This is a genomic window from Gillisella taibaishanensis (assembly GCF_001938985.1).
In the GTDB taxonomy this organism is placed as follows: Bacteria; Pseudomonadota; Alphaproteobacteria; order Rhizobiales; family Rhizobiaceae; genus Allorhizobium; species Allorhizobium taibaishanense.
On sequence record NZ_MKIN01000021.1, the window covers coordinates 349,244 to 369,707 of the forward strand.

Below are 20,464 nucleotides of genomic sequence, written 5' to 3' on the forward strand. Positions count from 1 at the left end.
ACGAAGGAACTGACTGCCCCACAGCCTGTTAGAAGCGCGAAAGACGGAGACATGCACAATCATGACAGATCAGCAGGCAGGCCCCTCACTCCAACAAAAGGAGACCGTTTCGACGGTTCTCGATCGCAATATCAATGCGCTGATCCGCAGGAGAGCCGAGGAAGAGAGCAACCTCTCCTGTCAGGAGCGCGTGGCAGGTGCGATCACCGATTTTGCTGGCAGCATGGCCTTCGTTTATCTGCATGCGGCCATCTTCGGCGCCTGGATCATCATCAATCTCGGCCTGCTGCCGCCGATTCCAGTGTTCGATCCGTCGCTAGTCGTGCTGGCGATGATCGCATCGGTCGAAGCGATCTTCATTTCCACCTTCGTGTTGATCAGCCAAAACCGTATGGCCGCGGAAGATGGCAGGCGCGCTGACTTGAGCCTGCAGATTTCGCTGCTCAACGAACACGAAACGACCAGGCTGATCGCCCTCGTCTCGGCAATTGCCGAGAAGCTGGAGATCTCCAGCGATGTCGCGCCTGAAGAAATCTCCGAAATGACCCGCAATGTCCCGCCGGAGGTGGTGATGGAAGAAATCGAGCGCCAGAAACGCAGCGAGGCGGGACCGCCCGGCGAATAGGCGAGCACGCTCCCACGACGACGCCGCTCCAGTGCCCTGCATGTCCAGCCCAAAGCCTCACCTCAAGGTGCGGCGCGGGATCATCTTCTTTGACTTCTTCGGGAACCTCAGCCGACTTTTTTGGTTGGAAAGGCAAATCGATGAAGGTCGCCATACGGCACAGGCGAGAGATGAAGGGAACCTGATGGACAGGATGGAAAGAGCCCAGGGCGAACATTGCGATACGGCGGTCATGACGGCTGCAACGGTTACCGGCCCGGGCAAAATCGCAGTCAAATCCCATCCGCTGCCACAACCGGGACCGGGCCAGGTCCGCCTCCGGCTGGAAGGCTGCGGCGTGTGCGCATCTAACCTGACACCCTGGGAAGGGCCGGAATGGATGGAATTTCCGACTGAACCCGGCGGGCTCGGCCACGAAGGCTGGGGGATTGTCGATGCTTTGGGGCCGGGCGTGCGCAGCGTTCAGGTCGGGGATCGAGTCGCGGGGCTGACCTATCACGCCTATGCGACACATGATCTTGCCGATGAAAATATGATCATACCGCTTCCGTCAGCGCTGGATGGCCTGCCCTTCCCGGGTGAGCCGCTTGGCTGCGCCATGAACATTTTTCGCCGCAGCGAGATCAAGGCCGGCCAGACCGTGGCGATTGTCGGCATCGGTTTTCTGGGCGCTCTTCTCACGCAGCTTGCAACAAAAGCCGGCGCCAAGGTGATCGCGCTTTCCCGTCGGCCTGACGCGCTGGAGATGGCGCGCCGGATGGGAGCCGCCCACTGCCTGTCGCTTGACGATCACTGGCGCATCATTGAGGCCGTCAAGGAACTGACGGAAGGCCGCTTCTGTCCGCGGGTCATCGAAGCGACTGGCAAAGCCTGGCCGCTTGATCTTGCAGCTGAACTCACCGCCGAACGCGGCCGCCTCATTATTGCCGGCTACCATCAGGACGGTCCCCGCCAAATCAATATGCAGCTCTGGAACTGGCGCGGTCTCGACGTCATCAACGCCCATGAGCGCGATCCGGAAGTATATCTCGAAGGCATGCTGGAGGCGGTGGCAGCGGTGATGGACGGGCGGCTCAACCCCGCTCCGCTCTACACTCATCGCTACCCGCTAGACGCACTCGACCAGGCCCTTAACGACACTCGTGATCGGCCTGAAGGTTTCATGAAAGCATTGGTGACCTATTGATAATGGATAATCTCATCCAACGGACTGACGTCCGAAGCGGCCCGGCAGCACAAAAGCCGCCCCGGCTCGGCTTCCTCGGCACCGGCTGGATCGGCCGCCACCGCATGCAGGCGATCCTTGCCGAGACCGAGGCAACCGCCGTTGCCATCGCAGATCCCTCACCGGATATGGCCCAAGAGGCTTTAAAGCTGGCGCCGGAGGCAAGAATCGTCAGTGATCTCGACGGCCTTCTGGAGCAGGACCTAGACGCCGTGGTGATCGCGACGCCGAGCGCGCAACACGCGCAGCAATCGATCGCAGCGCTCGAGGCAGGGCTGGCGGTGTTCTGCCAGAAGCCGCTCGGACGCAATGCGGCCGAAGCGAGCGCCGTCGTTGAAGCTGCCCGCAAGGCCGACAGGCTGCTTGGGGTCGATTTCTCCTATCGTCAGACACAAGCGCTTCGCGCTCTCCGGGATCTGGTCCGTAATGGAGATTTGGGAAATGTCTTTACGGCAGATATGGTGTTCCACAACGCCTATGGCCCAGACAAGGACTGGTTCTACGACAAATCCCGCTCTGGCGGTGGCTGTGTCATGGATCTCGGCGTCCACCTGATTGATGCCGCGCTTTGGCTTCTGGATTTTCCTGATGTGACTCATGTCTCGAGTCATCTGTTCGCGGGCGGCATGCCGCTTGATCCGGCAGACGGGGCGGTGGAAGATTATGCAGTTGCCACACTGACGCTGGATAGCGGGGCCGCTGTGCGCATCGCATGTTCCTGGCGGCTGCAAGCCGGATGCGATGCTGTGATCGGTGCCGGCTTGTTCGGCACTGGCGGTGGCGCATCCATGGCCAATGTCGGCGGCTCATTTTACGACTTTACGCTCGAACAGTTCGCCGGCACATCGCGCCAAACCCTGATCAGCCCGCCGGATGATTGGGGCGGCCGGGCGGCTGCAGCCTGGGCAGCTAAGCTACAGGTGGATCGCAGCTACGACCCAGCATGCGAAAGATTGCTTCCGGTTTCGGAAGTCATCGATCGCATCTACAATCATGTCCCGAGGAAAGGAGACGATCATGCCCAACCATAACATGCTTCTCAATCTCCTCCGCGATGAGGATTTGCGGGCAATGGAGCCGGAGCTGGAGCCTGTAGAACTGCCGCAGGGCATGCTGCTTTCGGAACCGCAACAAGTCGACCGCTACTGCTATTTTCCCCTCTCCGGCGTTGGATCGACCGTCATCGTTTCCCCAAAGGGGAACCAGAGCGAAGTCGGCGTGTTCGGCCGTGAAGGAATGTCGCCACCTTCGGCACTGCTTGGCATCGATTCAAATCTCTGCCGGGTGGTTATGCAGGTCCCCGGCAAAGCCGTGCGTATCGAGAGACTATTGCTGAAAGAACTGATGGAAAATCGGCCTTCCCTGCGCGATCTGCTGCTGCGGTGGGCCTATATCGTCAATATGCAGATGTCGTTCACGGCACTGTCGAACGCCATCCATTCAATCGATGAACGTTTGGCCCGCTGGATTCTGATGTGTCATGACCGCCAGGAAGGTGACGAGCTGTCCCTAACCCATGAGTTTCTCTCGATCATGCTGGCGGTCCGCCGCTCCAGCGTCACCGCATCATTGCATGTGCTGGAGGGAGAGAGGCTGATCTTTGCGGAACGCAAGACCATACGGATCCGCGATCGTTCCGGGCTTGAAGCCTTCGCCGCCGACGCCTATGGCCCCGTAGAGCGAGAGTATCAGCGGTTATTTGGATCGATGGTCGCGGCCTGACACGAAGGCGCCACCCTGTTACGCAGGGTGGCGTCCGGATTATTACGTTGCACAGCATATTTCAAAGCTGGCGGAGGCGTTGCACCAGATCTGCCTCTTCAACAACGCCTGCACAGAACAAGTCGATGGCATAGGAGGCAATATATCCCCTTCGCCTTTCGCTTACACCTGGTGACGTCGACAGAATTCTTTCGACAACAGACGCCAAAAAAGCAAGATCGTCTGGGTTCAGAACCTGTTTGCGTTCGGTAGAGGGGAGCCTGGCAAAGCTTTCCTCTGCATCTGAGACATCAGGCTTGGTCAAAAATCTGACCTCGAGAACGATAAAATGGGCTCCCAAACGGCGAGCACCTTGCGGGCCGCCTCAAACGTCTTAGCGCTGCAACGCGCCTAAATCTCGGCTCCATGCCAGGTCTTCTTTTTCTTCAGGATGTTTAGGGGAGGAATTGACTTTGCACAGCCTGATGCGTCTTACCGCTTGCCGGGTCCGCTTCCATCATCTGCCTTGGTTTTCATCGCGTCCGACAGATCGCGCTTGCGCGGATGCTTGAGCGTTTCACCGACGGAATCTCGATCTACGTCCGGATTGTCTTCTGCCGGCAAATAACCGCGTGGCCTTGACTCCTCCGGCCCTTCCCACCGCGGCATTTGGTCGGTCGTGCCGGGAGCACCGTTTTTACGTTCGTCGTCGGTCATCGCATCTGTTCCTTCAAACCGAATCCGCCTCTCGAAATCTTCCACAAGAGGATCGGTATCGCCCCCGAACAAAGCTCTACAGTGCATGTTCCCTGCGAAGTCACTCTTTGTCTTGAAGGAGTGGGAAGAGCCAGTTGAACGCTGGCTAATGATAAAAACGCCAAAGCAGTGATCCGCTTGTATGCCGCGAGCCTATAGGGGTCGGAGACATTACAGTGGACGAAAAATCCGTGAAGCGTTTGGCCTCCAGCAGATTAAAAGGATGGCAGCTTTGACGAACAAAATTCTACCAGACATTGCCGCGACAGCCGCTGGAACAGAGCAGGAGGCCGTTTCCGATGCCCTGACGGCTCTCCTGACTGAACTTCAAAACCAAGATGTTACACCTGCGGTCCTCGAACTCGCTCGCAATCTGGAAAACGCACTGGCGCGCACGAACAAAGTTTCCCCGGATAAAGCATAACGTCGTTTTTCGACCAATCTCCTTCATCAAGGAACCGTCTCGCCCCTTCATTGTTCGACTGAGGCGCCGCATGGAACGCGCGGGCGATGAGGGAGCGCAAAGAGATGACGACACCGCTTGGCCGTGTCCTGGGATTGGGTTCTGCCCGCTCGGGCACTTTGGATTTTTTCCACGACAGGGTGAGAGCTCTGGTGCTGTTCTTCCTCACGCCCTACATGATCGTGCTGGGTGTCTGGCTGTTTGGCAGGCCAAGGGATTATGTCGTCAATGCCCTCGGCTCTCTCTGGGTCGCAGCGCCGCTTGGACTTTATCTGGTGCTGACGCTGCTGCACATGCGGCTCGGCATGCAGACCATTATCGAGGATTATATCCACGCCCCTGGCTATAAAGTTACCCTGACATTTCTCAACACGGTCTTCTACTTCGGTCTAGCCGCGGGATCCTTCGTCGCGCTGCTTTCCATCCTCGCCAGACATAGTTATGGCTAATGCGCACCCGCGCTTTCGCCATCATCGTACTCGGCGGGCGATACCTCAGCATCAACGCTTGATTGCTGCGCGAGGGTGAAGGAGAGGTGGAACCTTAGCCCGTCCGGCAGGAAATCGCTGCTGATCTTGGGAAACAGGCTGCGAGGAAAAGCACTGCGGATCAATCTCGAGCCAAAACCTTCGACATTAGGGGGAACGATGGGCGGTCCATCCCTTTCAAGCCAATCCATCTCTACACGGTCAGCCGTTTGCCGCCATTCGACAAGTACCAGTCCGTCGGGCTCGCGCAATGCCCCATATTTCACCGCATTGGTCGCGAGTTCATGGGCGATCAGTGATAAGGCAACGGCCGCTTCAGCAGATACGGTGCAACTCGGCCCGCGCAGATGCAGTCTTCCATCGCTGTCGTTCACGAAGGGGCTCAGGGCACGTTGCAGAACGTCATGCATGTCGGCACTCTTCCAGTCCTCAGACAAAAGAATGTCATAAGCCCCCGCAAGCGTTGCAACCCGCCGCGCAAAGACGGCATTTTCTGCCGAACGGTCCTTGAAGGTTTGGCGTGCAATGGCCTGGATCATCGCCATCGTGTTCTTGACCCGATGCGACAGTTCCCGCGTCACCAGTTTCCGGTTTTCCTCTGCCCGCGCTGCCTCCCGCCGACGCTCGTCGATCTCATCCAGCAGACCATCGACCGTGGCACCGACCTGACCCAATTCGCTATGGCGCTCGGTCATGCCGGTGCGCGCTGACGTGTCGCCCTGACGCCAGCGGCGCAGGACGGAAACGATATGATTGATCGGCTCGAGGATCAGTCTATTGCCGATAAAAAATGCCGCAAACAGCGCGAGGCCAGCACCGACCAGCATCATCAGAAAACCAAGTATCGACGCCCGATCAATCGGCGCAAAAGCTTGCCTCTGTGAAAAGCCAGCACTCACATAAAAGGGATTTTCGAAAGAAACGGGGACATAGCCCATGATCCGGCGGGTTCCGTCCTGGCTCATAACCTCGGTTGTGCCAGGCTGGGCAGCTCGGATCAAGCCCTGATAGGTTGCCGGAATGACAGTGCCGACGAATTTCTCAGGCTCGGGATTGCGAGCAAGTACCGTCCCATTGCGGTCGGCAATCGTGACCGATCCTCCGGGAAGCAGGCCGCGCCGCATGATGCGGTTCTCAAGCCATTCGAGACTAAGCGCTGTCGCCACCACGCCAACGGTCTCTTTCCCATTTTTGATGGCCATAGCCATGGGCACGATCGGCGCCTTCGTGACACGGCTCATCGTGAATTCGCCGACGGAAAGATCGTCAGAGGCAAGCGCTTGCTGCACATAGGGTCGATCAGCGAAATTGGCTCCAGGATCAACATCGGTATTACCGCAGATAAGTTTGCCAGTGCGATCGAGCACGATGATATTGCGCGCTTGCCCGAGCTTGCCGGTTACCGATTTCAGGACATCACCACAAGCGCCAACATCACCGGAAGAAATCGCAGGAATGGCAGCAGTCGCAACCAGAAGCGCTTTGACGCCTTCGATCAAGCTGCGCACTTCGGATGCGGTCTGCATGGCCGTCGCTTCCACCTGCCGGTGGATTTCAGCGTTGCGCTCGGAACGGGCCGTGACTTCGTTATAGGCGAGCATGCCCATTGCTGGGGACAGAGCCGTCAACACAACCGCCACCAGTCTTTTCTTCACGGCATCGTCCTCCCCAGGATGCAAGAACTACGACGCAACAAGCAATGATGTCCAGTATGCGACCAACGGAACCGGTTGAGTCGCAGCAGATACTGCTTATACATCTATCGCTTTAAAGCGTTGAGGACGATAGGATATTTTTCATTGTTAACGCATTTTCCGTAGCATTTCCAAGCGCGGTATTGTCAAAAACGCACCAAGATCCGCTCGACATAAGACCGGCATAATCGGCAATCTCGGTCTGCGTGTAAGGCGAATAATACACATGCGGCTTTCCATGCAGGCGCAGATAGGAATAACCCGAATCAGACGGTGCCTGGTTGTCGATCACAGGCGGATCGGCAAAAACGCGCTCGATCCTGAGCGCCGCCAGAGTTTTTTCAGCCTCCAAGCTGGTCCAGGAAGAATGGCGCGGCTCCAGCACGAGGGTACCCTCGGCTTCGGTCTGCATCAAATCCAGGGCGGCAGAGACTTTGTCTGGTTCAAAGGCCAGGTCCGGCGGCAGCTGGCACAGCAGCGGCCCACGCTTATTGCCGAGATGGGCGGTATCATCAAGAAATGCGCTAAACTCCTCTTCAATCCGGTTGAGCCGCGCCACATGGGTGATCAGCCTCGGCAGCTTGACCGAAAAACGAAAATCTTCGGGCACGCTGCGCGCCCATTTTTCATAGGTTTCCGGCTTATGACGGCGATAAAAGGTCGTGTTGATCTCGCAACAGTTGAAGATCGTTGCGTAGCGGGCAAGCACGCTGTCGCCCTCGCCGAAGAAATTGGCAACTGCTTTCGGTACGGCCCATCCTGCCGTGCCAATGTAAGGCGCCGGCTTATTCGTGGTTACAGCAGGCATCAGGCAAACCCCTGCTGAAGAAAGCGCTCCGTTGTCTTCAGTTCGACATGAGCCGAGAAGCGCTCACCAAACAGCGCAAGCGCGCTATCATGGGTGGTGTCGGCGCAGCTGCAAACGGCATCAGTGAGGACTGTAACGTAATAGCCGAGATCGACGGCGGTCAGCACTGTTGACAGCACGCAGACATCCGTTTCCCCACCGCTGATGACGAGATGGCTGACAGATTGCGTCGCGAGATGCTGTTGCAAAGCACCCGAGGTCCAGGGTGAATAGACGGATTTGTCAAACACCATGGCCGGCGGCACAAACTGGGCCAGCTCCGGCACCAAATCGACCATCTCGCCCGGGAGATGACGCCCCGTCATCATCCACCATTTCTCATAGTAGTGGCGCCAGGCGCCCCTCATCAGGTTAGCATCCTGCGGCGGCACAAAACGCGTGAAGATCGTGCGCTCGGCATGATGGGCGGCCACATCACTCACCTGCGGCAGCACTTTTTGCAGCCACGCAACATGCCAGGGCGTATCCTCGGAAAACACTCTCTGCATATCGACGCAGATGTGACGCCAATTGCAGTCAAAATTTGGTCTCAAACCAGATCCTCTCGCTAAGGAAACGCGATCACGTGTTAGATGAGCCGGGCGCCGCCATCTTGGCATGTTGCCTGGCGAGGAAGCCGGCGGGCGTGACATTGGCTACCGCGCTCTGCAGCTTGTTCTTCAGGCCGACGGCGACGTCGCCTTCGTCATTCATCATCGCGTGGAAGCCGACTTTCGCCACCTCAACCGGATCATCCTTGGCACCCTGGCCAATCTGGGTATCGAGCATGCCTGCACGCTGGAAGAAGCGGGTGGCTGTTGGGCCAGGCATCAGACAGGTGACGGAAACACCGCGGTCGGTCAGCTCCTCGCGCAGCGCCAGGGAGAAGCTGTTGAGAAAGGCCTTCGTGGCATTATAGACCGCCTGATAGCTTCCCGGCATGAAACCGGCGATTGATCCTGTTATCAGGATCCGCCCGCTGCCACGTGTGCGCATGTCATTGCCGATACGATGGATCAGGCTGATGGTGCCGGAGACATTGGTGTCGACGACATGCAGGGCCGCGTCGAGATTCTGATCCAGAAAGGCGTGACCAAGGCCAAGACCGGCATTGGCAAACAGCAGGTCGACAGGCTGCTGGCGGTCGGCCACGAAACGGTAGAAATCCGCTACGCCGTGGCGGGTCGAAAGATCGACCTGCATCGCATCCACTGTCACACCAATCGATCGGAGGATATCGGCGGCAATGTCTATGTCAGGCTCGTTGGCGGCAATAACGACGTCGTAGCCTTTGCCGGCAGCAAGTTTTGCCAGTTCCAAACCGATCCCGGAGGACGCACCGGTCACGACAGCAAGAGAACGTGGGGCGGTGGACATGGCAGGTTCCTTCAACAAGAGCAGTTGTTCGGGTTGTCCGAACCGGCTTAGGCGCGACTTGTTCCAAATGCCGCCGAAGCGCCATTTTCAGACATTCCATGTCTCAGCCTTGGCGATCGAGCCGGAACTTTCGGCAGGTGCCGGTGTTGGGAAAGATACACCCACACAAACCGCGCCCATCCTGAGAGGTCTCCAATGTCCCATGACGATTTCAATGAAAGCAACGGCCGGATCGATAGCGGTTCGGAAGACGCCCGCTCGCAAGACTCGCATGTGGCGGATGAACGCCGCAGCGATGATGCCGCCAGAGCCGAGCAGGCCCTGTCATCAATCGACGCTTCTCCCGGTTACGACGAAAAGGTCCGCACCCGCGCCCATCAGATCTGGGAGCGCAAGGGCAAGCCTCATGGCGAAGACCTGTCCCATTGGATGGAAGCGGAGGCTGAAATCCAGGCTGAAGAAGTGAAGCGGTCCTGACGCGATCGGTTCCAGCAGAAAACTGATGATGAGAAGAAGGCGCTGCATCGATATGATGCAGCGCCTTTTTTGATTTAGGATTTAGAGAATTGGCTTGCCGCCCGTGACGGCAATGGTCGCTCCGGACACATAGCTCGACAGCGGATCAGCCAGCATGACATAGGCCGTCGCCAGCTCCGCTGGTTGACCAGGGCGCTGCATCGGCACCTGTTTGCCGAATTGCGAAACCCTGTCCTCAGTCATGGTGGAGGGAATAAGCGGGGTCCAGATCGGACCTGGCGCTACTGCATTGGCGCGAATGCCACGCTCGGCCAGCATCTGTGCAAGGCCGGCGGTGAAATTCTGGATCGCGCCCTTGGTGGTCGCATAGGCGAGCAGGCTCGGGCTCGGCTGGTCGGAATTGATCGACGCAGTATTGATGATCGACGCGCCCGCCTTCATATGCGGGACCGCCGCCTTGGTCAGGTAGAACATGGCGTGAATATTGACCCGGAAGGTCAGTTCCCATTCCTCGTCAGTGATATCCTCGATTTTCTCGAAGGTTTTCTGGTGGGCGGCATTGTTGACGAGAATATCGATGCCACCGAGTTCGGCCACGGCCTTGTCGATGACTTTGCGGCAATGGTCCGCAGTCTGCAAATCGCCATCAACCAGCACCGCCTTGCGGCCGGCTTCTTCAACCAGTCGTTTGGTTTCCTCGGCATCCTCGTGTTCGCTGAGATAGGAGATCAGCACATCGGCGCCCTCACGGGCATAGGCAAGCGCTACGGCCCTGCCGATGCCGCTATCGCCGCCGGTGATGACCGCCTTCTTGCCCGCCAGCCGGCCGGAGCCCTTATAGGAGGTTTCTCCATGATCCGGCACGGGGTCCATGGCTCGGGTCAAGCCCGGAATGGACTGCTGCTGCTTGGCAAATGGCGGCGTCGGTTTATCGATCATCGGTCACCTCGTTTCTTGCAATTCATCGGTGCGGGTAAAACGCCCACAGGGTCAGAACCACAGCACGACGGAGCCGTTCCTGATTTTAATATTTCGTGATTTCGAAATTCGAGCAGGTCTGAAGATCTTCAAAAGGCTTTACTCATGCAACCAACGCATGGGTGGCGTGAGAGCTTGTCACTGTCATAACGCGTTGCAAACGCCTATGTTCACCTCATCGAAACGACGCCGGACCAAACAGAGTTGCTGACGTCGGACAAGTCTCGGAAAGGGGATTATCATGAACATCGCACGCTCTTTCAACAATTGGCGCAAGTATCGTCAGACGGTTTCTGAACTGGACCGTATGACCAGCCGCGAACTCCAGGACCTCGGCATTATCAGAAGCGATATCCGCCGTGTTGCCCGGACTTCACTGTCTGTCTAAGCTCAACTTTAAATATTGTTTGCACGACGCCCGCCCTGACGCGGGCGTTTTTGCGTTTGATCGCCGGATACGCCGAAGATCCTGATCCGGATCAATGGGATCATCAAAAAAACTATGCATTTTGCGCATAGCTGCACTGCAACAAAATGACTATGAAATAGGCAAGATTAGGCTATTATCAATTTCAACGAAGCGATGCATCTCCTCCTCCCGCAAAGCTTCGTATCTCGGACGACCCACTCCTCCTCCCAAGGGGCGTCCGATTGGAATGACGGCACTCCTCCTCCCAGCCGTCATTCGGTTCTTTTCAGAAAGCCTGCCGCACCTCCTCCCGCGGCGGGCTTTTTGATTCCTGGACCATGACATCCGCGCCGGTTCGGTCACTCAGCCCTTCATTGCCATCCAGAGAAAATGCTTGGCGCCGCCGCGCTTGCCGTTGGCGCGCACGGGAACCTCCTCGGTCGCAAATCCGGCTTGGCGCAGCCGCCGAGTAAATGCGGGATCGGGAGCGGAAGACCAGACAGCAAGAACGCCTTTCGGCCGCAACGCCTTCTTGGCAGCCCCAAGGCCGGCGGTATCGTAGAGTTCATCATTGGAGGCACGGGTCAGCCCGTCGGGACCATTGTCGACATCAAGAAGAATGGCGTCATAGGTGGCGGATCGAGACCGGATCAGCGCCCCGACATCCCCAACGTGAATGTCCACGCGCGGATCGTCAAGCGTGCCTTTGTGGATGTCCGCCATTGGGCCACGCGCCCAGGCAACCACTTCAGGCACCAGTTCCGCCACGGTTACCTTCGCTTCTTCGGGCAGCACGGCCAAGGCGGCGCGCAGGGTAAAGCCCATGCCGAGGCCACCGATCAGCATATGCGGTTGCTTGCAGACCTCGATTTTCTGCCAGGCCAGCGTCGCCAGCGCTTCTTCCGATCCGCTCAGTCGGCTGTTCATCAACTCGTTCGAGCCGAGCATGATGGAAAATTCCTGCCCGCGCTGTTTCAGGCGGAGCGTGCCGCCGTCGCCGGGAATGGCGGCACTGTCGAGTTGTATCCAGGGAAGCATGGCGCGCCTCTTATCGGGTCAAAGGCGCCCCATAGCATGCCTGTTCAAGGTGACCAAGAGTGCCAGCGTTCGCTGGCCCGTCTATCAGATCATATGCGATCAGATCCGGCCCCTACCCGGTCACCAGCCTCGTCAAACAGATAACAACGCTTTGAATCGATATGGATCGTCACCTTTTCACCTTTGCGGATCGGCTGTTGGTCTTCCATCACCATGGCGACGGATTGCCCATCCTGCATAGACAGATAAAGGATCGTCTGACCGCCGAGATGCTCGACGAGATCGACATGCGCTTCGCCAAGAGCAATATCGGCTGGCCGCAGGCTCAAATGTTCCGGCCGCACGCCGACGCTGACCTTCTGGCCAACCTGCGCGCCCGGACTACTGCGGGCGAGATCGACCGGCTTGCCGTTCAGCTCCACCGCCGTCCGTTCACCGGCTTCGACCAGCCGGCTATCGATGAAGTTCATGCGCGGGGAGCCGATGAAGCCGGCGACGAACTTATTCCGGGGATTGTTATAGAGGTCGAGCGGCGCGCCGACCTGCTCGATATAGCCGCCCTTCAGCACCACGATCGTATCAGCCATCGTCATGGCCTCGACCTGGTCATGGGTGACGTAGATCATCGTATTGCCGAGGCTTTGATGCAGCTTGGCGATCTCGACGCGCATCTGCACACGCAATTCCGCATCAAGGTTTGACAGCGGCTCGTCGAACAGGAAGATGTCTGGCTCACGCACGATCGCGCGGCCAATGGCAACACGCTGGCGCTGACCGCCGGAGAGCGCCTTCGGCTTGCGGCCAAGCAGCGGCTTGATCTGCAGGATGTCTGCGGCGCGTTCTACTCTGGGTTCGATATCCTTCTTCTTCATGCCCGCCGTTTCCAGGCCGAAGGCAAGGTTCTTGTACACGGTCATATGCGGATAGAGCGCATAGGACTGGAATACCATGGCGATACCACGCTTGGCGGCCGGCACCTCGTTCATCCGCTTTCCGTCGATCAAGAGATCGCCGCCGGAAATCGGCTCCAACCCGGCAATCATGCGCAAAAGCGTCGACTTGCCACAGCCGGAAGGCCCGACAAAGACCACGAATTCTCCCGGCGTGATCTGAAGATCCACGCCGTGGATCACTTCCAGCGCGCCATACCTTTTGACAACTTTCTGTAGGGTGACGCTCGTCGCCATCAGCTCTTCCTCCAGCCATCATAATAGGCGTTGTCGCTACCGATAGGAAAAGCCACCGGCTGCTTCTGACGGGCACTCCAGTAGCAGGCCGTCAGGAATTCCAGCGAGCGGCGCGAATCTTCTGTTGTGACCGGCGTCGGCTTGTCGTTGACGAGGCAGTCGTGGAAATCCCGCATCTGCCCGGAAAACAGCTGCTTCATCGGCACCCAGCCCTCCAGCAGCGCCTCGATCTTGGCGTCCACTTCGGGATTGGCAGGAATGATCGTCCACGGGTCGCCGCCGGGATGATAAGGCGCATGGCTGCTTTCGAAGGTGACGTTTTCGAAGCAGAGCTTCAGCCGCGAGGTTTCCTCGGCAGCACCAAGCGTGGCCGAAACCGTGGCCAGAGCGCCGCTTGCCATTTCCAGGCTAAGGCTGACGCAATCTTCGACCTCGATCGGATTGACGCGGGTCGCCACCCGGGCAAACAGCGAGGCGACCGGCCCCATCAGGTAGCTCAGCATGTCGTTGATGTGGATGGCATGGGTCATCAGCACGCCGCCCAGTTCCGTTGCCCATTTGCCGCGCCATGGCACGGCGTAATAGTCGGCAAGGCGGGTCCAGTGGGTCTCTGACGTGGCGATGTAGGGCTTGCCGGCCAGCCCGGCTTCGATAATGCGCCGCGCCTTGTGCACGCCGTCGCCATAGCGGTATTGGAAGATCGGCATCAGCCGGCCCTTGGCCGCCTTTTCATGCACGATCAGGCGGTCGATTTCCTCAAGCGAACCAACCAGCGGCTTTTCGCAGATCACATGCTTGCCGGAAGCCAGCGCCTTAACGATCAGGTCGTAATGGGTGTTCGGCGGCGTGCAGATATCGACAACATCGATTGAGGGATCGGCAAGCACCGCATCGAAATCACCGGTGCGATGGTCCACCGAGAATTCCTCGCCATATTGCTTGAGCCGGGCCGGATCGAGATCGCAGAGGGTCGCGACTTTGAAGATATCGGTGTTGGGCATATAGCCCTCGCGGATATGGCGGGCGCCGATGCCAAGACCGATGACGGCAACGTTGAAAATCCTGGACATGTCAGGCCCTCTTCTGCTTTGCGGCATCGGCAAAGGCCTGGGCCTTCAGCGCCAATTCCATTGCCTTGAAGCAGTGTTCCTGAGACATGGCGGTCTCGGTGCGATCCCTGATATCAGCGAGCAACTGTCGGCCATAGGGCCGCTCAGTCTTGCTGCAATCGATATAGCGCGTGCCCTTCTTGTCTGTCAGGAACAGGTGATCAGTGCCCTGCTTACCCTCGATATCGAGATATTTGCGCAGTTCGATCGTGCCTTCAGTGCCGACGATGAACAACCGCCCGTCGCCCCAGGTGGGCAAGCCGTCAGGGGTGAACCAGTCGACCCTGATATAGCCTGTGGCCTTGCCTGTTGTCAGGTGAATATCGCCATAATCTTCAAGGCCCGGCTTATCGGGATTGGCGCGGTTGGCGGTGCTGGCCGACAGGATTTCGGCATCCTTGGCGCCGGTGAAGAACAGGAACTGCTCGCATTGATGCGAGGCGATGTCGATCAGCACACCGCCGTAATGCGCGCGATCAAAGAACCAAGTCGGACGCTGGCTTTTGCGCAGCCGGTGCGGGCCGATGCCGGTCGTGTGGATGACTTCGCCGATTGCGCCCGCCTGTACCAGATTGCCGGCCTCGACCGTGCAGGCCGTCTCGAAATGTTCGGAATAGAGGATGGAGACGATCCGGCCGGTTTCTGCCTGCACCTTGCGCACCGCGTCCAGCTGTTCAAAGGTCGTCATGCCCGGCTTGTCCAGCATCACATCCTTGCCGTGGCGCATGGCGGCGATGGCGATGTCGGCACGGTCGGCGGGAATGGCCGCCGACAGGATCAGAACGATAGACCGATCTTCGAGAATTTCTCTGACATCGGCAACTCGCTTTGCCTGCGGATAATGCGGAGCAAAGGCCTGGGCAAGCTCGTCTTCCTTGGCAAAGAAAGCAACGAATTCCGCTCCCGCTTCCAGCATGAAACGGATTTGTCCAAAAATGTGATCGTGATTGATGCCGATGACGGCGAAACGCGGGGCAGTCATGAAAAAGGCTCCTATGGGATAATCAGCGTTTGAGGCCGGCGGTGGCGATACCGTCGATCAGCAGCCGCTGGCAGAACAGGAAGATCAGGAAAATCGGCACCAGCGACAGGCTGGACATGGCAAACAGCCCACTCCAATCGGAACTGCCCGAAGAGTCGACGAAAGAGCGCAGGCCAAGCTGGACAGTGTAGGTGTTGATGTCGCTGAGATAGATCAGCGGCCCAAAGAAATCGTCCCAGCTCCAGATGAAGGAGAAGATCGCGGCCGTTGCCAGCACCGGCAGGGAGAGAGGCAACATGATCCGCCAATAGATGCGCCAAGGGCTGCAACCGTCCATCATCGCCGCTTCGTCCAGTTCACGCGGAATGCCGCGGAAGAACTGCACCATCAGGAAGATGAAGAAGGCGTCGACCGCAAGAAATTTCGGCACGACCAGCGGCAGGATGGTCTTCACCCAACCGAGCTTCAGAAACAGGATATATTGCGGGATCAGCGTGACGTGATAGGGCAGCATCAGCGTGCCCAGCATCAGCGCGAACCAGAGATTGCGACCTTTGAACTCCAACCGCGCGAAGGCGTAAGCGGCCAGCGAGCAGGAAAAGAGATTGCCGACAACCGTCAGAACGGCGATCACAAGCGAATTCCAGAAATAGGTGCCGAAACTGACCTGTGTGCTGAACCAGCCGCGCATGTAGGCGCTGAAATCGAGCTTATGCGGGATCAAAGAGGCCTGGCCAAAGATTTCGCTTTGGTCCTTGATCGAGCCCGACAGCATCCACAGCAGCGGGTAGAGCATGATCAGCGAGGCGACCGCCAGCACGACATGCAGAAGAAGCGAGATCCACCAGCGCCGCTTTTCTTCGGCGATCGCATCAGGAGCGGCGGCATGTGCTGCATCAGTCATCGTAATGCACCCAGTAGCGCGAGGACAGGAAGGAGAAGGCGGTAAACAGCGCGATGATGATCACGAGGATCCAGGCGAGCGCTGCGGCATAACCCATGCGGAAATAGCCAAACGCCTCCTGATAGAGATAGAGCGTGTAGAACAGCGTCGAGTCGATCGGGCCGCCAGTGCCGGACGAGATAACATAGGCCGGCGTAAAGGCCTTGAAGGCGTCGATCGTCTGCACGACCGCATTGAAGAAGATAACCGGCGTCAACAGCGGCAGGGTGATCTTGAAGAACATCCTGACCTTGGAAGCCCCGTCGAGGCTCGCGGCCTCATACATGTCGACCGGGATCTGCCGGAGACCGGCAAGGAAGATGATCATCGGCGAACCGAACTGCCAGATCGCGAGAATGACCAGCGTATAGAGCGAGTAATCGGGATTGGAGATCCAACTCGGCCCCTCAATACCAAAACTGTTCCACAGCAGCACGTTGATCGCGCCGTCACCGTCGAACAGTTGCCGCCACACGACGGCGATGGCAACGCTGGAGCCCAGAAGCGACGGCAGATAGAAGATCGCCCGGTAGAGCGGCAGGCCACGAATGCCCTTGTTGAGCAACAGTGCCACCAGCAGCGCGAAGGTCAGCTTCAGCGGTACCGACAGGATGACATAGACAAGCGTGACGCGCATGGACGACATGAATTTGTCGTCGGCGGTGGCGATCCGCACATAGTTTTCAAGCCCGACGAAATTTGGCGACTGGAGGAGATTGTAGTCGGTCAGCGACAGCCAGAAGGAAAACAGTGCCGGCCCGAGCGTCAGCACGAAAAAGCCGATGAACCAGGGCAGGAGGAACAAATAACCGGGCGCGTTGCTGGCCATTGCAGCCCGAAACCGGCCCGGCGCCAAGGCATGATCCACCGTTGGCGCGGCACCTGCGGTGCCGGCCATTCCATTTCGAGAGCTTGTCACGGTTTCAACCCCGTTTCAGATTGGCAGCCGCCTGATCGACGAATTTCGCGGCCCCGTCTTCCGGCGACAGACGACCGAAGCCGACTTCTTCGCCGATTTTCTTGATCAGCATCTGGTTCTCGCCTGCACCATTCGGCGGCGGCGGCGGCAACGGACCGACATGCGGCGTCAGCCTTGCGATGTAATCGAGAATTTCCTTGGCCTGCTCGTTCAGCGTCGGCTCGAGTGCGTCCCGCATAGCTGGCGAGGCCGGAATGCCGCGCTCGATACCAAGCGCCAGCGCCGCATCCTTGTCTTCGACCAGGAAATTGACGAAATCGACGGCAGCATCCTTGTTGGCGGAGGCGGCCGAAACGGAGATCAGCATTGAGGGCTTCAGATACTGTCCTGGCTTGCCGCCCTTGGTATCTGGGAAGCGCATCAGGCCAAGCGAATCCTTGTTGACCGCCTGGAAGGCAATAAACTGATTGGAATTGACGAAGCCAACCGCTGCCTTGTTCAACGTCACCATGTTGTTTTCGACGTTGAGTTGGTCCAGGGCCTGCACATCGGCAGGTACGCAGGCCTTGATCTTACGCATCCAGGCCCAGAACTTAAACCAGTCAGTGATATCGCCCTGATCAAAGCCGACGGTGCCATCGGCCGTATAGAGCGCCTTACCGCGCTGGCGAAGCCAGCATTCCAGATTGCTTTCACCGACGCTACCGTCCTGCGTGCCATAAAAGCCGCGACGTTTCTTTGCAACAGTCACCTTGGCGCAGGCCTCTCCGAAGTCTTCCCAGGTCACGCCTTCCTGCGGCATCTCGACGCCGGATTCCTGCCATGCCGACTTGTTGACGATGGCCGTGACGGAGTTAACACCTAGATTGACGCCGTATAGCTTGCCATTGACCTTGCCGGCATCGATGTTCGGCGCGCCGAAATCATCAATTTTCAGGCTCTTCCCCATAAAAGGCGTCAGATCCAGCAGCGTTCCACGTCGGGCATATTCGAAGATGTAGCGGTAATCCATCTGGATCAGGTCGGGCGCATTGCCGCCTGCCGTTTGAGTAGCCAACCGGGTCCAGTAATTGTCCCAGCCGAAGGACTCGCCGTTAATGGCCACATCGGCCTTCTTGCCTTTGTAAGTTTCGATGACCTTAAAGGTTCGGTCGTTGCGCTCCTTGGAGCCCCACCACAGGAAGCGCATATTGGTCGCCGCCTGAGCGCTGCCCGGCCGGATACCCATCAATGGTATGGCCGCTGCCATACCGGCAAGCAGGGTACGCCTGTTTAATTTCATTGTCATTCTGGTCTCCTCCCCAGTTTCCAGATGATTTCCCTTCCCGCTTATCCCGCTGTACGCCTCCCTCCAGAAGCATCAAACAGCGCCACGAGAAATGAAAATATTTTCACAAAAATCTAGCGCCTTAGATTTTTATATCCTTTAAAGCCCGCAAATCCATTAGATAAGCCACAGGTTGTCTATGTTTCCGCCTTCTGTCAAGCCGAGAAAATTTCACGAAGAGCCACAATCTCGACATGACATCCGGGAATGATATGCTAGCATAGCAGTTGAAGTGAATTGAGGAAACCAGTTTCGCAGTCGGCGCTCTCTGCGGGCCGGGCCAAGCTGCCATCTGGCGAGGCCAGCCGGTAAGCAAGGCGCCATTTTTTGCCGGACAGGCGCCGGCCGCACCCACACATCGCGCAGCAAGGGAGGAGCTATGCAGCGCCTAGCCGTATTTCGGCATGACAGCGCCTGCAGAACACCGCGGCGCGAGAGCCACGCAAAGCGAATTGGATCGGACCGAAAAGCGTGTTCCCATCTTTCGGTCCGGCGCTTCAGCCTATCGTTTTCGCATTTCCGGACGGGAAAAGGTTTCCACCTTTCCTGGAAATGCTCTAGCCAAGGAGGATGGCATGCACACCAATAGAAAGAGACGTTTTGCCCTGGTTGGCGCTGGCCACCGGGGAACAACCATGTGGGGACGAGACATTGTCGAACGCTGGGGCGACCAGGTGGAGCTGGTGGCGATCTGTGATTTGAATGGCCTGCGCGCCGAGCGCTCGCGCGCTCATATCGGCGCATCCGTTCCGCTTTATCTGGATTTCGACCAGATGCTGGCGGTCGAAAAGCCCGATCTCGTCATCGTCTGCACTCGCGACAGCACCCATGACGACCTGATCGTCAAAGCCATGGAAGCTGGCGCCGACGTGATCAGCGAAAAGCCAATGACGACCACGGCCGCCAAAATCAAGCGCATCCTGGCTGCCGAAAAGCGCACAGGCCGCCGGCTCGACGTGTCCTTCAACTACCGCTTTGCCCCGACCTCCGCGAAAATCAAGGAACTGCTGAATTCCGGCGTGATCGGCGATGTTACCTCAGTCGACTTCCACTGGTATCTCGACACCAATCACGGCGCCGACTATTTCCGCCGCTGGCATGCCTATACCGAAAATTCCGGCAGCCTGTTCGTGCACAAGGCCACCCATCACTTCGACCTCCTGAACTGGTACCTCGACAGCGACCCTGATCTGGTCTCCGCCTTTGCCGATCTGAAGCATTACGGCCGCAACGGCCCGTTCCGTGGCGAGCGCTGTCGCACCTGTCCGCATGCAGGCGAATGCGACCACTATTTCGACATGAGCAAGGACCCGCTGCTCGAAGCACTTTATGAAGCACCATCCCAGGAAGACGGCTATGTGCGCGATGCCTGCGTCTACCGCGAGGACATCGACATCCCCGATACGATGGTGACGAATGTCCGCTACAAGAATGGCGTCCAGGTCTGTTACTCGCTTAACACTTATATGCCGATCGAAGGCCACCACATCGCCTTCAACGGTCAGAAGGGTCGCATCGAGCTTCGCCAATATGAAAAGCAGCCGTGGACGGAGCCGCCGGCCGATGAAATCGTGCTGATGCGCAATTTCTCCCCCGTCGAGCGCATCTGGGTGCCGCATTCTTCCGGCGGGCATTACGGCGGCGACGACCGGCTGCGCAACATGCTGCTGAAACCCGGCATGAACGACGAGTTGCGCCAGCGTGCCGGCTCTCGCGCAGGCGCCATGTCCGTGCTCTGCGGCATCGCCGCGCTCGAAAGCAGCCGGGTCGGCAAACCGGTCACGGTCGCCGATGTCTGGGGCGATGACGAGGGCATCGGCCTGCTCGACACCGTGGCATGATCGAAATAGCCCGATGAAAATGACTTGATCATCGGGCAAAGCTGAAGACAGTACCGATATCCGCAAAGCAGGCGCAGG

At 58.1% G+C, this 20,464-nt stretch carries 23 protein-coding genes; 9 read left to right on the forward strand and 14 right to left on the reverse strand.

The features are described from left to right. The first annotated feature begins 61 nt into the window (after positions 1-61). The 4 genes from BJF91_RS08805 (at position 62) to BJF91_RS08820 (ending at position 3,572) form a co-directional block, all read left to right on the forward strand. Entirely contained in the window at positions 62-625 is a 564-nt protein-coding gene (locus BJF91_RS08805) for a DUF1003 domain-containing protein (protein ID WP_075614120.1), read from the forward strand. Positions 626-809: 184 nt separating this feature from the next. Next, positions 810-1,811: an MDR/zinc-dependent alcohol dehydrogenase-like family protein gene (locus BJF91_RS08810; RefSeq protein WP_407639869.1), complete on the forward strand. Its 1,002-nt coding sequence runs from the start codon at positions 810-812 to the stop codon at positions 1,809-1,811. Between the two features lie 2 nt (positions 1,812-1,813). Beyond that, positions 1,814-2,881 carry a Gfo/Idh/MocA family protein gene (locus BJF91_RS08815; protein WP_075614121.1) on the forward strand — a complete coding sequence of 356 codons (1,068 nt, stop codon included), beginning with the start codon at positions 1,814-1,816 and terminating at the stop codon, positions 2,879-2,881. A 40-nt stretch (positions 2,882-2,921) separates the two neighbouring features. Then, positions 2,922-3,572: a Crp/Fnr family transcriptional regulator gene (locus tag BJF91_RS08820; RefSeq protein WP_234801577.1), complete on the forward strand. Its 651-nt coding sequence runs from the start codon at positions 2,922-2,924 to the stop codon at positions 3,570-3,572. A gap of 61 nt (positions 3,573-3,633) precedes the next feature. Here BJF91_RS08820 and BJF91_RS08825 read toward each other — a convergent pair whose 3' ends face one another. Beyond that, positions 3,634-3,876, reverse strand: a complete 243-nt coding sequence (locus BJF91_RS08825; protein WP_139310637.1) for a hypothetical protein — start codon at positions 3,874-3,876, stop codon at positions 3,634-3,636. Positions 3,877-4,043: 167 nt separating this feature from the next. Next, a complete protein-coding gene (locus BJF91_RS08830) occupies positions 4,044-4,268 on the reverse strand; it encodes a hypothetical protein (RefSeq protein WP_075614539.1) in 225 nt (74 codons plus the stop codon). 271 nt (positions 4,269-4,539) lie between these two features. Here BJF91_RS08830 and BJF91_RS08835 point away from each other — a divergent pair, with 271 nt between their 5' ends. After that, positions 4,540-4,731: a hypothetical protein gene (locus BJF91_RS08835; RefSeq protein WP_139310638.1), complete on the forward strand. Its 192-nt coding sequence runs from the start codon at positions 4,540-4,542 to the stop codon at positions 4,729-4,731. A gap of 104 nt (positions 4,732-4,835) precedes the next feature. Continuing rightward, positions 4,836-5,219: a succinate dehydrogenase, hydrophobic membrane anchor protein gene (gene sdhD / locus BJF91_RS08840; protein ID WP_162843848.1), complete on the forward strand. Its 384-nt coding sequence runs from the start codon at positions 4,836-4,838 to the stop codon at positions 5,217-5,219. Here sdhD and BJF91_RS08845 read toward each other — a convergent pair. From BJF91_RS08845 to BJF91_RS08860, 4 genes are all read right to left on the reverse strand, one after another. Then, positions 5,216-6,913: a sensor histidine kinase gene (locus BJF91_RS08845; protein WP_075614126.1), complete on the reverse strand. Its 1,698-nt coding sequence runs from the start codon at positions 6,911-6,913 to the stop codon at positions 5,216-5,218. The two genes, sdhD and BJF91_RS08845, sit on opposite strands and share 4 nt — an antisense overlap. Positions 6,914-7,025: 112 nt before the next feature. Beyond that, positions 7,026-7,760 carry a DUF72 domain-containing protein gene (locus tag BJF91_RS08850; protein WP_075614127.1) on the reverse strand — a complete coding sequence of 245 codons (735 nt, stop codon included), beginning with the start codon at positions 7,758-7,760 and terminating at the stop codon, positions 7,026-7,028. Then, entirely contained in the window at positions 7,760-8,308 is a 549-nt protein-coding gene (locus BJF91_RS08855) for a cysteine hydrolase family protein (protein ID WP_075614128.1), read from the reverse strand. Before BJF91_RS08855 ends, BJF91_RS08850 begins: the two co-directional genes overlap by 1 nt. 73 nt (positions 8,309-8,381) lie before the next feature. Beyond that, the gene (locus BJF91_RS08860) at positions 8,382-9,176 is read right to left on the reverse strand and encodes an SDR family NAD(P)-dependent oxidoreductase (RefSeq protein ID WP_075614129.1); all 795 of its coding nucleotides are present in this window, start codon (positions 9,174-9,176) and stop codon (positions 8,382-8,384) included. Positions 9,177-9,371: 195 nt separating this feature from the next. Here BJF91_RS08860 and BJF91_RS08865 point away from each other — a divergent pair, with 195 nt between their 5' ends. Continuing rightward, positions 9,372-9,653: a DUF2934 domain-containing protein gene (locus BJF91_RS08865; protein WP_075614130.1), complete on the forward strand. Its 282-nt coding sequence runs from the start codon at positions 9,372-9,374 to the stop codon at positions 9,651-9,653. A gap of 81 nt (positions 9,654-9,734) precedes the next feature. On the opposite strand, the gene BJF91_RS08870 is transcribed toward BJF91_RS08865, so the two are convergent. Continuing rightward, the gene (locus tag BJF91_RS08870; RefSeq protein WP_075614131.1) at positions 9,735-10,592 is read right to left on the reverse strand and encodes an SDR family oxidoreductase; all 858 of its coding nucleotides are present in this window, start codon (positions 10,590-10,592) and stop codon (positions 9,735-9,737) included. Between the two features lie 280 nt (positions 10,593-10,872). Here BJF91_RS08870 and BJF91_RS08875 point away from each other — a divergent pair, with 280 nt between their 5' ends. Next, positions 10,873-11,019 (forward strand): DUF1127 domain-containing protein, encoded by a 147-nt coding sequence (locus tag BJF91_RS08875; RefSeq protein ID WP_075614132.1) that lies wholly within the window; start codon positions 10,873-10,875, stop codon positions 11,017-11,019. Between the two features lie 384 nt (positions 11,020-11,403). Here the strand turns inward: BJF91_RS08875 and BJF91_RS08880 are convergent, their stop codons facing one another. The 7 genes from BJF91_RS08880 to BJF91_RS08910 form a co-directional block, all read right to left on the reverse strand. Further along, complete coding sequence (locus BJF91_RS08880; protein ID WP_075614133.1) at positions 11,404-12,078, reverse strand: spermidine synthase; 675 nt, start codon at positions 12,076-12,078, stop codon at positions 11,404-11,406. Between the two features lie 89 nt (positions 12,079-12,167). Continuing rightward, a complete protein-coding gene (locus tag BJF91_RS08885; protein WP_075614134.1) occupies positions 12,168-13,265 on the reverse strand; it encodes an ABC transporter ATP-binding protein in 1,098 nt (365 codons plus the stop codon). Then, entirely contained in the window at positions 13,265-14,335 is a 1,071-nt protein-coding gene (locus BJF91_RS08890) for a Gfo/Idh/MocA family protein (protein ID WP_075614135.1), read from the reverse strand. Before BJF91_RS08890 ends, BJF91_RS08885 begins: the two co-directional genes overlap by 1 nt. 1 nt (position 14,336) lies before the next feature. Continuing rightward, on the reverse strand, positions 14,337-15,356 hold the full coding sequence (locus BJF91_RS08895; protein ID WP_075614136.1) for a Gfo/Idh/MocA family protein: 1,020 nt from the start codon (positions 15,354-15,356) through the stop codon (positions 14,337-14,339). A gap of 22 nt (positions 15,357-15,378) precedes the next feature. After that, positions 15,379-16,260: a carbohydrate ABC transporter permease gene (locus BJF91_RS08900; protein ID WP_075614137.1), complete on the reverse strand. Its 882-nt coding sequence runs from the start codon at positions 16,258-16,260 to the stop codon at positions 15,379-15,381. Next, the gene (locus BJF91_RS08905) at positions 16,253-17,197 is read right to left on the reverse strand and encodes a carbohydrate ABC transporter permease (protein ID WP_075614138.1); all 945 of its coding nucleotides are present in this window, start codon (positions 17,195-17,197) and stop codon (positions 16,253-16,255) included. The genes BJF91_RS08900 and BJF91_RS08905 overlap by 8 nt, the downstream gene beginning before the upstream one ends. 25 nt (positions 17,198-17,222) lie before the next feature. Then, complete coding sequence (locus BJF91_RS08910; RefSeq protein ID WP_075614139.1) at positions 17,223-18,506, reverse strand: ABC transporter substrate-binding protein; 1,284 nt, start codon at positions 18,504-18,506, stop codon at positions 17,223-17,225. A gap of 614 nt (positions 18,507-19,120) precedes the next feature. On the opposite strand from BJF91_RS08910, the gene BJF91_RS08915 reads away from it, so the two are divergent. Next, positions 19,121-20,386, forward strand: a complete 1,266-nt coding sequence (locus tag BJF91_RS08915; protein WP_075614540.1) for a Gfo/Idh/MocA family protein — start codon at positions 19,121-19,123, stop codon at positions 20,384-20,386. Positions 20,387-20,464: the final 78 nt, after the last annotated feature.

Bases quoted from the DNA above. Each gene is read 5' to 3' on its own strand.
- BJF91_RS08860 (WP_075614129.1), bottom strand. From the start codon at position 9,176: ATGTCCACCGCCCCACGTTCTCTTGCTGTCGTGACCGGTGCGTCCTCC.
- BJF91_RS08905 (WP_075614138.1), bottom strand. From the start codon at position 17,197: ATGGCCGGCACCGCAGGTGCCGCGCCAACGGTGGATCATGCCTTGGCG.
- BJF91_RS08855 (WP_075614128.1), bottom strand. From the start codon at position 8,308: ATGCAGAGAGTGTTTTCCGAGGATACGCCCTGGCATGTTGCGTGGCTG.
- BJF91_RS08865 (WP_075614130.1), top strand. From the start codon at position 9,372: ATGTCCCATGACGATTTCAATGAAAGCAACGGCCGGATCGATAGCGGT.
- BJF91_RS08900 (WP_075614137.1), bottom strand. From the start codon at position 16,260: ATGACTGATGCAGCACATGCCGCCGCTCCTGATGCGATCGCCGAAGAA.
- BJF91_RS08910 (WP_075614139.1), bottom strand. From the start codon at position 18,506: ATGACAATGAAATTAAACAGGCGTACCCTGCTTGCCGGTATGGCAGCG.
- BJF91_RS08805 (WP_075614120.1), top strand. From the start codon at position 62: ATGACAGATCAGCAGGCAGGCCCCTCACTCCAACAAAAGGAGACCGTT.
- BJF91_RS08870 (WP_075614131.1), bottom strand. From the start codon at position 10,592: ATGATCGATAAACCGACGCCGCCATTTGCCAAGCAGCAGCAGTCCATT.
- BJF91_RS08875 (WP_075614132.1), top strand. From the start codon at position 10,873: ATGAACATCGCACGCTCTTTCAACAATTGGCGCAAGTATCGTCAGACG.
- BJF91_RS08850 (WP_075614127.1), bottom strand. From the start codon at position 7,760: ATGCCTGCTGTAACCACGAATAAGCCGGCGCCTTACATTGGCACGGCA.
- BJF91_RS08820 (WP_234801577.1), top strand. From the start codon at position 2,922: ATGGAGCCGGAGCTGGAGCCTGTAGAACTGCCGCAGGGCATGCTGCTT.
- sdhD (WP_162843848.1), top strand. From the start codon at position 4,836: ATGACGACACCGCTTGGCCGTGTCCTGGGATTGGGTTCTGCCCGCTCG.
- BJF91_RS08895 (WP_075614136.1), bottom strand. From the start codon at position 15,356: ATGACTGCCCCGCGTTTCGCCGTCATCGGCATCAATCACGATCACATT.
- BJF91_RS08830 (WP_075614539.1), bottom strand. From the start codon at position 4,268: ATGACCGACGACGAACGTAAAAACGGTGCTCCCGGCACGACCGACCAA.
- BJF91_RS08810 (WP_407639869.1), top strand. From the start codon at position 810: ATGGACAGGATGGAAAGAGCCCAGGGCGAACATTGCGATACGGCGGTC.
- BJF91_RS08880 (WP_075614133.1), bottom strand. From the start codon at position 12,078: ATGCTTCCCTGGATACAACTCGACAGTGCCGCCATTCCCGGCGACGGC.
- BJF91_RS08885 (WP_075614134.1), bottom strand. From the start codon at position 13,265: ATGGCGACGAGCGTCACCCTACAGAAAGTTGTCAAAAGGTATGGCGCG.
- BJF91_RS08890 (WP_075614135.1), bottom strand. From the start codon at position 14,335: ATGTCCAGGATTTTCAACGTTGCCGTCATCGGTCTTGGCATCGGCGCC.
- BJF91_RS08815 (WP_075614121.1), top strand. From the start codon at position 1,814: ATGGATAATCTCATCCAACGGACTGACGTCCGAAGCGGCCCGGCAGCA.
- BJF91_RS08915 (WP_075614540.1), top strand. From the start codon at position 19,121: ATGCACACCAATAGAAAGAGACGTTTTGCCCTGGTTGGCGCTGGCCAC.